Origin of the sequence: Lysinibacillus sp. FJAT-14745 (genome assembly GCF_001275675.1) — a bacterium.
In the GTDB taxonomy this organism is placed as follows: Bacteria; Bacillota; Bacilli; order Bacillales_A; family Planococcaceae; genus Lysinibacillus.
This window is the reverse complement of the sequence record NZ_LITM01000005.1, coordinates 17,123-30,562: the sequence shown is the minus strand read 5'-3', so window position 1 is coordinate 30,562 and position 13,440 is coordinate 17,123. Positions and strand designations below refer to the sequence as shown.

Sequence of the window (13,440 nt, the reverse complement as noted above, 5' to 3'; positions counted from 1 at the left end):
AGCCAAGTATAATACAACTTCCCTGACAGCTAACGTCAGGGAAGTTATATTATACTTGATGAAATTTTATTAATTCCGACAGAACTTCAATAAGTCTTTTCTTAAGACTTATTGGCTCAATAACTTTAATAGATTTATTGTACGGTAAAAGTAAATAAGGTACATATGTATGTATCATATCTTTTTCAAGAAGAAAAACAGCTTGATTTGAAGTCCGTTCTTGTAAATAATGTCCTAAAAACCAATGTTGGCAAATATCATCCAACGTACTTGTATTTCCATTAATAACTAAAGAAATAATCCCTTCTTTATCTTCTATAGTTGGAAGGAGGTTTTTCATAAAAAAGTCACGTGCTGAAAAATTTTCTGGCTGGTTAAACTTATTTTTGGTTAGCATTAGACTTTCAATTCGATCTACTCTAAAACTACGGATATCATTCCTGAGATGACAAAATCCAATCAAATACCACTTATTATTCCAATAAATAATTCTGTACGGATCAACCAATCTATACTTTGATTGCTCTTCGCCACTTTTATGGTATAGAATTTTTATAGAGTATCCATCAGCTACAGCCTGCTCTAAGTCCTTTAAGAAAGGTTCCATAGTGTGAGAACTTAATCGACTTATTACTTCAAGACTGGTTAAATGTTGGTTTACCTTTGTTTCCTGCTCTTGATTTGAATATTTGCTTAGCTTTGAAATAGCCCTATTTAGTGCTTCACCTCCATAATATCCGGCTTCTTCTGCAAAAACAGCAGCGTGAAATAGTGAGGTTTGCTCCTCAAAATCAAAAAAAAGAGGAGCTTCAATAAAATTGTTCAATAAAGTGTATCCACCGTTATGTCCTGGTTCTGAAATTATTGGTACACCACTTGTTGAAAGTGTATCAATATAACGATAAACAGTCCTTATATTCATCTCTAACTTTTCTGAAATTTGTTTTGCAGTAATTTTTTCACCTGAACGAAGCATCCATAAAATTGCTAACATATTGTCAATTTTAGGCATATAATTCCACCTCTATATGAAATTTATTTTCTATTATATATTTCCGATTTTTGGTATAACTCATCGACTGTTCCTTTCCGATAGCTTTCTATATAATGAGGCCCTAGACACATTTGTCATTTCACAAATTTGATTTACAGTCATATCTCCTTCTTTATAAAGCTTTACTGCATAATTCATTCCTGCATGATTTTTATGGTACTTCTTTAACCGACCTTTAAACTTTCCTTCTTTCTTAGCCAGTTCAATCCCTTCACGCTGCCGCATACGGATAAGATCACGTTCTAATTGGTTTACACCCGCCATAACCGTCATTAAGAATTGGCTGTAGTGATTATCTTTTGATAAATCTAGCCATGTATCTTTTAAGGATTTTAAATTTGCCTTTTTACTTCGTATGTTATCGATTAATTCAAATAAATCTTGTGTACTACGAGTAATCCGAGTTAAGTCCGTAACATAAATGATGTCACCTTCTTGTATTTCCTCTAACATTTTTTGAAGTTGCTCACGATCTTTTGTTGCTCCGGAAACTTTTTCTTCAAAGTTGAATATCAAAAACGGACAGGTAGTTTTAATGAAGAGTTATTGCACCATATGTCACCTTTAGGCTGGGGAACATATTAATTTACTAGGAGAATACCATTTTAATTCGGAGAAAGTGATCTCATTAGATTCTTTAAGACCACTAAAACATTCTTAACGTTGTTAAAAATGGGGGGATCGTCTTGAAAATAGGCTTAGCGTTGTAAATCCGCATTTTCCTGACGGTACCCCTTAAAGTAGTTTCAGCTTATAACTTGACTTAATAAAATTTAAAGAGCCCTTTGTCTTTTTAAAATTTTCTTCACCAACACTACAATCCCAACAAAAACAATTGCGCCCGCTGTATCCACAATAACATCCTGTCCGCTCATCATGCGTCCTGGTGTAAAGCTTTGACGAAACTCATCAAGCATTGCAATAAGAGCTGTCCCGCCAATAGCGACACCTGCTGCGAGCCGACGCTTTCCCCATACAAAATATATTGCAAGTGCAATGCAGCCGAATCCAACAAAATGCGTTAATTTCCGAATTAAAAATTCTACAAACTTAAAGTAACCACGTTCTTCCACAGAAACAACTGTGTCCCAATAAGGAATTTTTAAAACAGATAATTGCTTTTCAAACGGCTTATTTGCTAATACTTGCTCCAATTCTGGAATAATAGACTGTTGTTGATAGGTCATACTAGAGGAAATCGCAAGTACTACTAAAAATGCTATTAAAATAAGCCATTTTTTCATCGGTGCTCCATATATTGTTCGGCTTTTGTTAGCTCTTTTACTGCTTTAAAATCTGTTATCGAATCCATTTTTTCATAGGCAGCGAGTGTTTGCGCCAGCTGTTCCTGTGAGCTTGCACCAATCACTGTTGAGGCGATAGTAGATTCCGCCAGATTAAAGGCGAGTGCTAGTGCATGTAAATCGTCATAATATGAAGCTAAACCTGTTAATGTTGCTGTTAATTCGTCCACTGTGTAAGTGTTAAAGCCATTGACACGCTGTAACCGCTCTTGCCAGCTATTTGTTAGTATACCTTTTGCAACAGTCCCACGTGTTACAACGGAAGCCCCCTCACTTGCGATAAAATCGAGCCATTCTTCTGGACGACGATCCAAAGCACTATATTGCATCATGACACTTTTTGCAGAGCTTGCTGGTAAAAAACGCTTTAGTACATTTGGTCTGATAGAAGAAATGCCATATTCTCGAATCAAACCATCCTTTTTCAAATCTTCAAATGTGTCGATAATGCCATCCCAATTATCCTGGGTAGTCCCACCGTGTAACTGATAAACATCAATATAGTCAGTACCTAGTCGTTTCAAGCTAGCGTGTACAGCTTCCTTTAGATAAGAAGGGGATGCATCCCAATGCCAACCTTCTACACCTTCTGTCCATCGATTACCAACTTTCGTCGCGACTATTACATTTTGACGACGTTTTCCTAAAATAGCGCCGATCATTTCTTCATTTGCCCCAAAATCATATAAATCGGCTGTATCGATGTAATTAATGCCAGCATCTAATGCCATATCGACGATCTCTGCAGCCTTTTTCTTATCCGTCGAAAGAGACATGCCCCCTAAACTAATTTCTGAAATTAACAATTCACTTGAGCCAAGCTGTCTTTTTTTCATGCCAATGCCCTCCTTCGATTTCTCTACTTGTAATGGTACAATGAACATATCTGAAGAACAAGCGAGGTTATAGTCAATGAAAAAGTTTGAAGAAAAAACGACAAAGACTACACCCATTTATGACGGGAAAATTGTGAAACTACAAGTTGATGATGTCACTTTACCGAATGGTAATGTTGCAAAAAGAGAAATTATAAAGCATCCTGGTGCAGTTGCAGTTATTGCTGTTACCGATGAAGGCAAGTTAGTATTAGTGGAGCAATATCGCAAAGCTTTAGAACGTTCAATTATTGAAATTCCAGCTGGTAAGCTTGAACCTGGTGAGGAACCTATTGTGACGGCGCGCCGTGAATTAGAGGAAGAAACAGGTTACGGTGCACAAAGCTTAACTTATTTACAAGCGTTTGCAACATCTCCAGGCTTCGCAGACGAGATTATCCATCTATTTGTGGCAAAAGATTTATATAAAGTTGAAAATAAAGCAGATCTAGATGAAGATGAATTTGTCGAATTATTAGAAGTTTCGTTGGAAGAAGCGGGGCAAATGGTTGCAGATGAGCGTATATTTGACGCCAAGACAGCGTTTGCAGTACTTTGGCTTGCTGCACAATAAGAAAATAATCTTTAGCATAATAGAAGCGGACGAGCATAAGCTGTACAAACCTTGATAGAAAAGGAGCATGTTTATGTCTCGTACGGTGTCTATATTTTATCACGCTTCCATTATTGCTGTGAGTTTCGTTTGTGGCGTTATCTTATTTCATATTATTGGTGGGCCGAATGCAGAGCCTTTTATTTCATTTATAGAGCCTCGTTTAACAAATGGGGACAGGCATTCTCTATTTCGTTTAGTGTTACCTGTTGCTGTTTCAATAGCTCTTGTACTATTGCTGGCAACACATAGTGTCTTGAAGGTTTTAGTACGTGTAACAGTAGCGATGCGAGCTACCTTTTTTGGTTTTAGCTCGGTTTTTTTATTACAAAAGCTTGAAGCTTTCTGGGTTTATACGATTTGGTGGTTTCCATTTCAGCTCATCTATTGTATATTGTTGCTAAACCTATGCAATTTACTTGTACCAGCTTGGTCGAAGAGAAAAATCGGGAAAATGATAGATGGTCGGACAATTTTGTTGAATTTTATCGCATTTTTCATCATAATAGTGGCTGAGTTTATTGTTATTTCTTATGTAATAAATTGATCAATACACTTTGGAAGTGGCTTATCACCAAAAGCTGTGAATGACATTTGTTAAATCAACCGCATATTATGGTGATGAGCTACGAAAATTTAGCATCAGGAAAAAAACACAGAAGCATATTGAAATCTATTCACTATCTTGTAATAGGATTTACTCCTTTGGTATAATGGAAAGAGTTTAGGGGGGCGTCACATGGAAAGCCGAATTGATCGTATAAAAAAACAGTTGCATAGTGCTAGTTATAAGCTGACGCCGCAGCGAGAAGCAACAGTTGCTGTACTGCTTGAGCACGAGGAAGACCACCTAAGTGCAGAAGACGTTTACCTTTTAGTAAAAGAAAAGGCACCAGAAATTGGTCTTGCTACTGTCTATAGAACGTTAGAATTACTTACTGAGCTCAAAATTGTCGACAAAATCAACTTTGGCGATGGCGTTTCGCGCTATGATCTACGCCAAGAGGGAGCTGCGCATTTCCACCATCATCTTGTTTGTATCGAATGTGGTGCGGTTGATGAAATTCAAGAAGATTTACTTGAAGATGTGGAAGCCGTTGTTGAAAAACGTTGGAACTTTATCATAAAGGATCACCGACTAACTTTCCACGGCATTTGCTGGCGCTGTCATGATAAAAACGACGAATCGAATGAAGAAAAATAACGAGAAGCTGTCTGTTTTAATCTTAAGTTATAGATTGAATCGGGCAGTTTTTTGTTTTATTCAAATAAGATTTAGTAATACTAGGCATGTTGATTGAGAAAAAAGGTTTTTAATAGCCCTTAAAGAATTTTTTATTTTGCTTATGTATGCTCATTTTTAGTTAATTGTAGCGGAGGAAGCGGCTCGACACTCGCCCGTAGTGGAAATTAGCGTCTTTTATTTAACTTATTTCAGCAGAAGTCTCCCACCTCTATAGGTGGTGAGATGAATGCGAATGTAAGCTATTTTTCAGTGGGTGTCCAAACGCCCGCTGAAATAGAAGAACTCAGTCTAAGATCGCCACGTCCTGTGGCGACGACTGAGTGACCAACATCATGTTGGCCTAAAGCCTCCGGCGGATGTCATGGAATCGGAAAGGAGTTCTTAGGGGATGTTAGCCTAAAACCATCGCATCCATGCGATAACGGCTAACTGACCTGCATCACGCAGGCCTAAGCACAAAGCCGATTCCAGACGCAATTATGCCAAGGCACAATTGATTAGATATGGCTAAGAATAGTTATTCAACACTCCTGTTTTAGCACAATTCGAATAGCCGTGCTAAAATAGAGAATAATTGACAGTAAGGGGGCGCTGTGATGAATGAATTTCAATATGCAATAGAGGATTATATCCATTTTATCCAAGTAGAACGACAATTATCTGATAATACATTAGCATCTTATCGCCGAGACTTAGAAAATTACGTGAATTTTTTGCGGGAAGTGGAGGGAATGTCTGATTTTCGTAAAGTGGCAAGGACAACCATTTTGCGTCATTTAGAGCAGTTACGTATGCAAGGAAAGACAAGTCGTACTGTTGCCCGCCATATCTCCTCCATTCGTAGTTTCCATCAATTTTTACTCCGAGAAAAGCGAGCTGAAACAGATCCGACAGTCCATTTAGAAATGCCGATCATTGAGCAGAAGCTACCAAAAGTCCTCTCTATTGAAGAAATTGAAGCTTTATTAGCGGCACCAAACCGCAGCAAACCTCAGGGCATTCGGGATGTAGCAATGCTAGAGCTATTATATGGGTCAGGGATGCGCATTAGTGAGCTGATTGCATTGGATTTAGCTGATATTCACCTAACGATGGGCTTTGTACGCGTTTTTGGTAAGGGAGGCAAGGAGCGTATCATTCCTCTTGGGAAAAGCGCCCTTTCAGCATTAAGTACTTATTTAGATGGTGCACGGAGTCAATTACAAGGGAAATATCCAAAAACAGAAGCTTTTTTTATCAATCAACGAGGAAAACGTTTAACAAGGCAAGGTTGTTGGAAATTAATGAAGGAGCACGCTTTAAAAGCAGGCATTAAGCATGAATTAACGCCACATACATTACGTCATTCCTTTGCAACCCATTTAGTGGAGAATGGTGCGGATTTACGAGCAGTACAGGAGATGCTTGGACATGCCGATATTTCTACAACACAAATTTATACACATATTAGTAAATCTCGACTATCAGAAGTTTATAAGCAATTTCATCCACGCGCTTAAGAGAGAAAATTATTTGTCAGTCGGATGTCTGACCTTTATTTTTCGCTGTTTTTTGGTAAAATAGAGACAAGAGATTAGGAGGCAAAATTATGAATAAACCATTTAATAAAATCCATGTAGTAGTATTGGACTCAGTTGGAATTGGTGAAGCTCCAGACGCAGCGAATTTTGGAGATGTAGGTTCACATACTCTCGGACATATCGCTGAAAAAATGAATGGGCTTACAATGCCACATATGGAGTCTTTCGGCTTAGCGAATATTGAACCATTACAAGGTATGCAAGCTACTGACAAACCAAAAGCATACTACGGAAAAATGCAAGAAGCATCTGTTGGTAAAGATACTATGACAGGGCACTGGGAAATCATGGGGTTAAATATTGATAAACCGTTTAAAGTATATCCAGAAGGATTCCCTGCTGAGCTAATTGCAGAGCTGGAAAAACGTACAGGCCGCAAAGTCCTTTGCAATGAACCTGCAAGTGGAACACAAGTAATTGAGGACTTCGGCAAGGAGCATATGGAGACAGGAGCGATTATTGTCTATACATCTGCTGACCCTGTTTTGCAAATTGCTGCACATGAAGAAATTATTCCATTAGAGGAATTATATAAAATTTGTGAAATTGCTCGTGAGCTAACATTACAACCAGAATATTTAGTTGGCCGTGTTATTGCTCGTCCATTTGTCGGTACACCAGGAAACTTCTCACGTACATCTAATCGTCATGACTATGCGTTAAAGCCATTTGGTCGCACAACGATGAATGTCTTACAGGATGCAGGTTTAGATGTTATCGCAATCGGGAAAATTTCTGATATTTTCAACGGTGAAGGCGTTACGGAAGCAGTACGTACGAAAAATAATAAGGATGGTATGGATAAGTTTGCAGAGGTAGTACGTCGTGATTTCCATGGTATAAGTTTCTTAAACTTAGTGGACTTTGATGCGAATTTTGGACACCGTCGTGACCCTCTAGGTTATGGTAACGCACTACAAGAATTTGATGCACGTTTACCTGAAATTACTGAGGCAATGACTGAAGACGATCTACTAATTATTACGGCGGACCACGGTAATGATCCAACATTCCCTGGGACAGACCATACACGCGAATATGTACCGTTAATTATCTATTCACCACGCTTTAATGGTGGTAGCGAGCTAGCACTTCGTGAAACTTTTGCAGATATTGCAGCGACAGTTGCTGAAAACTTCAAAGTAGAAGCACCGGAGTTTGGTAAAAGCTTTTTAAACGATCTGAAGTAAGGGGGATTTTCGATATGAATATGGCACAGCTATTTGAAAAGAAGAAGCAAGGCAAGGAGCTAACACAGGCCGAAATTCAGTATTTTGTAGAGGGATACACTACTGGTGCAATTCCTGATTATCAAGCAAGCTCCCTACTAATGGCAATCCGTTTATTAGGTATGACATATGATGAAACATTTTATTTAACAAAAGCGATGATAGAATCTGGAGATGTTATTAATTTATCTTCTATTGAAGGTTTTAAAATTGATAAACACTCAACAGGCGGTGTAGGCGATAAAGTTACACTAATTGTCACTCCGATAATTGCTGCACTAGATATTCCGGTGGCGAAATTTAGTGGTAAGGGTCTAGGTATTACAGGTGGTACAATTGATAAATTAGAATCGATCCGTGGCTTTAAAACAGAGCTTTCATCACAAGAATTTATCGACAATGTCAATAAATATAAAATTGCAGTTGCTGGTCAAACAGGCAATCTTGTACCAGCTGACAAAAAATTATATGCGTTGCGAGATGTGACGGGTACTGTCGATTCTATACCACTTATTGCCGCGTCTATCATGAGTAAGAAAATAGCAAGTGGTGCAGACGGCATTGTACTTGATGTCAAATGTGGCTCAGGTGCATTTATGAAAACAGAAAAAGAAGCGCAAGTTTTAGCTGATACGATGACTGCAATCGGTGAAAAGCTAGGACGTAAAGTAGTCGCGCATATTAGTGATATGGATAACCCGCTAGGTAAAATGATTGGCAATAAGCTTGAAGTAGTAGAGGCATTTGCTCTATTAAATGGACGTATGGGCGAAACGCATGAGGATCTTCTAGAGGAATGTATTATGATCTCTTCGCTTATGTACCAAGTTGCAGCAGGAGTAAATGAGTCTGAAGCAACAGCAGCTGTTAAACGAGTATTAGAGGATGGTTCAGCTGCAGCAAAATTTGAGGAATTTATCGTCGCACAGGGTGGCGATTTAACAGATATCTTGCAAAAAGACACAGCAAATAAAGTTGTTGTTAAAGCACCAATTGAAGGCACTGTAGAGACGATTAATGCATTATTAATCGGGGAAGCTAGCGTTGGTCTTGGTGCAGGTCGATTAACAAAGGAATCTGAGCTTGATTATGATGCTGGTATTCAATTGATTGCCAAAAAAGGTGACCATGTTCGTGCTGATGAGACGATTGCTTATTTATATTCAAATCGTCAAATCGATGAGGAAACAATCGAAAAAGTACAAAAGGCTTATACAATTGCATAAAAAATTGGAGCGAGAATTCTCTTTAACAAAGGGGGTTCTCGCTTTTTTCTGTTTTAAAAAGCGGAAGTCGAAGCGGCGGAAAGAAGGGTTCAAGCGGCGGAGAGAAGGGTTCGAGCGATGGAGAGAAGAGCAGAGGGACGGAAAGAAAAGCCGGAGCGACGGAAAGAAGAGCAAGAGCGACGGAAAGAAGAGCAGGAGGGACGGAAAGAAGAGCTGGAGCGACGGAAAGAAGAGCAAGAGCGACGGAAAGAAGAGTCAAAGCGACGGAAGGAAGCCAGAGCGACGGAAAGAAGGGCCGAAGCGACGGAAAGAAGAGCCAGAGCGACGGAAAGAAGGGCCGAAGCGACGGAAAGAAGAGTCAAAGCGACGGAAAGAAGGGCCGAAGCGACGGAAAGAAGGACCGAAGCGACAGAAAGAAGAGCCGGAGCGACGGAAAGAAGGGCCGAAGCGACGGAAAGAAGAGTCAAAACGACGGAAGGAAGCCAGAGCGACGGAAAGAAGGGCCAGAGCGACGGAAAGAAGGGCCGAAGCGACGGAAAGAAGAGTCAAAGCGACGGAAAGAAGAGCCAGAGCGACGGATAGAGCAGCCAAAATCGTGGATAGAACCGCAAGTTGATTGGAGTGAAGATTGTGCGGCGAATTCTTGGGGATTATAGCGACACAGATGAGACCTGGAGCGAGCTAGCAGAGGAACAAATGCTAAGAGCATCACATCCTGTTACAACGCCCTCGTGACAACATCTTGTCACTGCCGCTACGCTTCCACGCCAAAAACAAATGTCGCTGCCCCTTCGCTTTTGCAAATAAAAGCCTTGTCGCCGCTACCGTTACGCTTTCGCACATAAAAAATCTGTTGTGGCCCAAGCGGCTTATATGACGCCACAAAGAATGTGCCCAGTCGGAACAGAAATCAACCTCATGTTATGGTGATGAGCCAATAATAATAATTTATGTAAAAAGAGACTCCCGCGTTTAAAAAATGTTGATTTATCCCATACTGAATTTAACCTAAAAAGCTATAAGTATGTCGATTTTCCACTATTTAGGAAGACTTTGCACTAGTTCTGTCAGCCGCAAGGAATCACCACATTGCATGTGGAATTGCACGAGGAGGAGGCGATATTCATGCATTTTCAATTAGAGATGGTAACAAGAGAGACAGTAGTTATACGTTTGTTTGGGGAGCTCGATCATCATGCAGTAGAGCAAATTCGAGCTAAAATTTCTACAGCAATTTTTCAAGGCACTGTAACGACCATTATTTGGAACTTAGCGGGGCTTTCCTTTATGGATAGTTCAGGTGTAGGTTTAGTGCTTGGTCGGATGCGTGAGTTAGAGGCAGTCGCTGGACGAACAATTTTATTGAATCCATCGCCGACGATGCGAAAAGTATTTCAATTTTCAGGTTTGGGGCCGTGGATGATGGATGCAACTGAAGAAGAAGCGATAGATCGAGTTAGGGGGATTGTAAATGGATAACGAAATGACATTAACTTTTTTAGCACTTAGTGAAAATGAAGCCTTAGCGCGTGTAGCTGTGACAGGTTTTATCGCACAATTAGATCCAACAATTGATGAGCTATCCGAATTTAAAACGGTTGTCTCAGAGGCTGTTTCTAATGCCATTATTCACGGTTATGAAGAGGATGGTAAAGGCGTTGTTACAGTTCATGCAAAACGTGAGGATGATATTGTAACTGTGTCTGTTTTGGATAAAGGTATTGGTATTGAGGATGTAAGCCAGGCAATGGAGCCGTTATTTACGACGAAAAGTGCGATGGAACGTTCAGGTATGGGCTTTACCATTATGGATAGTTTTTCAGATCAATTGACAGTAATGTCCAAGTGGCAAGAAGGTACAACTGTCACGTTTACGAAGAAATTTTACTCGGTTCGCACACCGGTAATGTGAGGCTGCGATATTGAAGCCGCTAGAACAGTCGTCCGATAAGCTATTGTCACAGGGAGAAATGCGGGATTTAATTGCACGTGCACAGCAGGGCGATCATGAGGCTCGTAAACGAATGATTGAAGGGAATACGAGGCTTGTGTGGTCTATCGTCCAACGCTTTACAAGCAGGGGTGTGGAGCTCGAGGATTTATTTCAAATTGGCTGCATAGGGCTCATGAAGTCTGTGGATAAATTTGATCTAACGTATGATGTTAAATTTTCGACATATGCGGTGCCGATGATCATTGGAGAAATTCAGCGATTTCTAAGGGATGATGGTATGGTGAAGGTTAGCCGATCTATTCGTGAGCTTAATTTTAAAATTCGTCATGCAACTGATGAATTCATTAAAAAAAATGAGCATCCACCAACCATTCATGAATTAGCACAGGTTCTTGGTGTCACATCTGAGGAAATTGTAACTGCTTCTGATGCATTAAGAGATCCTGCTTCATTGCATGAACAATTGTATGAAAGCGAAGGGGATTCTATTACATTAATGGATCAGATGAAGGACGAAAAATCTGAGCAGCCATTTGACTATATACCACTAAAAGAGGTGCTTACAAGGCTTGAGCCTAGAGAGCAATCCATTATTTATTTACGATATTTCTCAGATTGTACCCAAACTGAAATTGCTAACAGGTTAGGCATATCACAAGTTCAGGTATCACGATTAGAGAAAAAAATTCTTGCTCAATTAAAAAATTGGATGGCCACAAGTGCCACAGTTGAAGAGGAAGAGGTAAAAAAAGACATCTAAGAAAATGGTGACAGCATGACAGATAAACTATTTAACAACTTAGAAGAAGCCGAAAATTTTCTTAAAGAGCAATTTGGTGACGGCGAATCGTTTGACATTAGTATTACGCATGTATTTGTCAAAGATTTGCCGGTTCTTTGCATATATATAAGCGGACTTGTGGATGGAATAGTGTTAACACAATTACTCTCTAATATGTTGCCTGATGAGGACATTGATATTGAGGATGAAAAGGAGTATTTTGAAGCCTATTTCAATTTCCAAGGTCGCTCAGAGCAAACCAAACGTGAAGCCATTTTATTAGCCGTATTAAGTGGACAGGTAGCCTTTATAACGAAAAGTGGTTACGGCTATGTTGCAGAGATACGAAGCTATCCAGGACGTTCACCAGAGGAGCCTGACAATGAAAAGGTAATTCGAGGATCTCGGGACGGTTTTGTTGAAGGTATTTCACAAAATGCTGCTTTGATTCGTCGACGAATTCGCAATAGTAATTTACGTTTCGAGCTACATAAAATATCCGAAATCGGACAAACCGATGTTGCGCTAGTGTTTATAAAGGGTATTGCGAGTGATGAAACGCTCGATAAATTGCGACAGCGTATTAAACAAATTCATCATGATGGTTTGACTATGACTGATAAATCACTAGAGGAATGGCTGTTTAAACAGAAGTTTCATCCAGTTCCTTTTGTACGTTATACGGAACGACCAGATATTACCGCAGCGCATTTACTTGAGGGACATGTAGCCATTGTTGTCGATACGTCTCCTTCTGTCATTATCGTGCCAGCAACGGCCTTTCATTTACTGCAGCATGCTGAGGAGTATAGGCAGGCACCATCAATCGGAACCTTTGTCCGTTTTATGCGCTATTTTGGAGTAATTACGGGTTTATTATTATTACCTATGTGGTATTTATTTGCAACGCATGGGATACATTTACCAGATGAGTTATCCTTTTTAGGGGCAAAGAAAAAATCACATATCCCGCTTTTACTACAAGTACTTATTGGAGATATTGGGATAGAATTTTTGAGGATGGCCGCCATTCATACCCCATCACCATTATCCACTGCGATGGGGTTGGTTGCGGGTATAACTATTGGTCAGATTGCTATTGATGTTGGGGTATTCTCGCCAGAAGTAGTGTTATATACAGCCGTTTCAGCTCTTCTGACCTTTATAATTCCGTCTTATGAACTGGGTATCTCCATTAAACTCTTTAGAATATTGTTGTTAATAATGACTGGAATTTGGGGAGTTAATGGGTTATTTATTGGGTTTTTTATATTATTTACGTATTTATGTTCATTACGTCCGATGCAAGCGCCTTATTTATGGCCACTTATTCCATTCTTTCCAAATGCGATGCTTCGCGTACTTGTCCGTTTCCCAATGACAGCAAATGCATTAAGACCTTATATAGTCGATTCCGAACATCGAAAAAGATCATAGGAGCCATTGCACTCGTTTTTTTCATGTGATAAAGTTCACATATAGTATTTTGTGATTTTTGCGAAAATTGTCTTTATTCATCAAAAGGTACACCACGACACGGTGTTGGCATATATATGATATAAGCCCTCGTGTTTGTTC

General features: G+C 39.6%; 14 protein-coding genes and 2 pseudogenes. 11 read left to right on the top strand and 5 right to left on the bottom strand.

All coding sequences use genetic code 11. The features are described 5' to 3' along the window. Nucleotides 1-49 precede the first annotated feature (49 nt). The gene (locus AMS59_RS07500; protein WP_053483139.1) at nucleotides 50-1,012 is read right to left on the bottom strand and encodes a YafY family protein; all 963 of its coding nucleotides are present in this window, start codon (nucleotides 1,010-1,012) and stop codon (nucleotides 50-52) included. A 60-nt stretch (nucleotides 1,013-1,072) separates the two neighbouring features. After that, nucleotides 1,073-1,558: pseudogene (locus AMS59_RS07495) on the bottom strand (recombinase family protein); the annotation flags it as partial. On the opposite strand from AMS59_RS07495, the pseudogene AMS59_RS24930 reads away from it, so the two are divergent. Next, a pseudogene (locus tag AMS59_RS24930) lies at nucleotides 1,559-1,715 on the top strand (Tn3 family transposase); the annotation flags it as partial. 112 nt (nucleotides 1,716-1,827) lie between these two features. Here the strand turns inward: AMS59_RS24930 and AMS59_RS07490 are convergent. Further along, entirely contained in the window at nucleotides 1,828-2,298 is a 471-nt protein-coding gene (locus AMS59_RS07490; protein WP_053483137.1) for a VanZ family protein, read from the bottom strand. Further along, a complete protein-coding gene (locus AMS59_RS07485) occupies nucleotides 2,295-3,194 on the bottom strand; it encodes an aldo/keto reductase (RefSeq protein WP_053483136.1) in 900 nt (299 codons plus the stop codon). Before AMS59_RS07485 ends, AMS59_RS07490 begins: the two co-directional genes overlap by 4 nt. Before the next feature lie 76 nt (nucleotides 3,195-3,270). Between AMS59_RS07485 and AMS59_RS07480 the strand changes: the two genes are divergently transcribed. The 6 genes from AMS59_RS07480 to AMS59_RS07455 all read left to right on the top strand — a co-directional run bounded on the left by AMS59_RS07480 (nucleotide 3,271) and on the right by AMS59_RS07455 (nucleotide 9,127). Continuing rightward, entirely contained in the window at nucleotides 3,271-3,807 is a 537-nt protein-coding gene (locus AMS59_RS07480; protein WP_053483135.1) for an NUDIX domain-containing protein, read from the top strand. A gap of 73 nt (nucleotides 3,808-3,880) precedes the next feature. Beyond that, nucleotides 3,881-4,393, top strand: coding sequence for a hypothetical protein (locus tag AMS59_RS07475; protein WP_053483134.1), 513 nt, complete (start codon nucleotides 3,881-3,883; stop codon nucleotides 4,391-4,393). 192 nt (nucleotides 4,394-4,585) lie between these two features. Further along, nucleotides 4,586-5,050, top strand: coding sequence for a Fur family transcriptional regulator (locus tag AMS59_RS07470; protein ID WP_004232171.1), 465 nt, complete (start codon nucleotides 4,586-4,588; stop codon nucleotides 5,048-5,050). A 638-nt stretch (nucleotides 5,051-5,688) separates the two neighbouring features. Next, nucleotides 5,689-6,591, top strand: coding sequence for a site-specific tyrosine recombinase XerD (gene xerD / locus AMS59_RS07465; protein ID WP_053483133.1), 903 nt, complete (start codon nucleotides 5,689-5,691; stop codon nucleotides 6,589-6,591). An 89-nt stretch (nucleotides 6,592-6,680) separates the two neighbouring features. Further along, a complete protein-coding gene (gene deoB, locus AMS59_RS07460; RefSeq protein ID WP_053483132.1) occupies nucleotides 6,681-7,862 on the top strand; it encodes a phosphopentomutase in 1,182 nt (393 codons plus the stop codon). A gap of 14 nt (nucleotides 7,863-7,876) precedes the next feature. Beyond that, nucleotides 7,877-9,127 (top strand): thymidine phosphorylase, encoded by a 1,251-nt coding sequence (locus AMS59_RS07455; protein ID WP_053483131.1) that lies wholly within the window; start codon nucleotides 7,877-7,879, stop codon nucleotides 9,125-9,127. A 255-nt stretch (nucleotides 9,128-9,382) separates the two neighbouring features. Here AMS59_RS07455 and AMS59_RS24925 read toward each other — a convergent pair whose 3' ends face one another. Next, nucleotides 9,383-9,718, bottom strand: a complete 336-nt coding sequence (locus tag AMS59_RS24925) for a hypothetical protein (protein WP_156304581.1) — start codon at nucleotides 9,716-9,718, stop codon at nucleotides 9,383-9,385. Between the two features lie 534 nt (nucleotides 9,719-10,252). Here AMS59_RS24925 and spoIIAA point away from each other — a divergent pair. The 4 genes from spoIIAA to AMS59_RS07430 are packed head-to-tail and all read left to right on the top strand — an operon-like array spanning nucleotide 10,253 to nucleotide 13,299. Beyond that, nucleotides 10,253-10,606, top strand: coding sequence for an anti-sigma F factor antagonist (spoIIAA, locus tag AMS59_RS07445; protein ID WP_053483129.1), 354 nt, complete (start codon nucleotides 10,253-10,255; stop codon nucleotides 10,604-10,606). After that, on the top strand, nucleotides 10,599-11,039 hold the full coding sequence (spoIIAB, locus tag AMS59_RS07440; RefSeq protein ID WP_053483128.1) for an anti-sigma F factor: 441 nt from the start codon (nucleotides 10,599-10,601) through the stop codon (nucleotides 11,037-11,039). The genes spoIIAA and spoIIAB overlap by 8 nt, the downstream gene beginning before the upstream one ends. Nucleotides 11,040-11,049: 10 nt before the next feature. Then, a complete protein-coding gene (gene sigF, locus AMS59_RS07435) occupies nucleotides 11,050-11,841 on the top strand; it encodes an RNA polymerase sporulation sigma factor SigF (protein ID WP_053483127.1) in 792 nt (263 codons plus the stop codon). A 15-nt stretch (nucleotides 11,842-11,856) separates the two neighbouring features. Further along, nucleotides 11,857-13,299 carry a spore germination protein gene (locus AMS59_RS07430; protein ID WP_053483126.1) on the top strand — a complete coding sequence of 481 codons (1,443 nt, stop codon included), beginning with the start codon at nucleotides 11,857-11,859 and terminating at the stop codon, nucleotides 13,297-13,299. The last annotated feature ends 141 nt before the right edge of the window (nucleotides 13,300-13,440 follow it).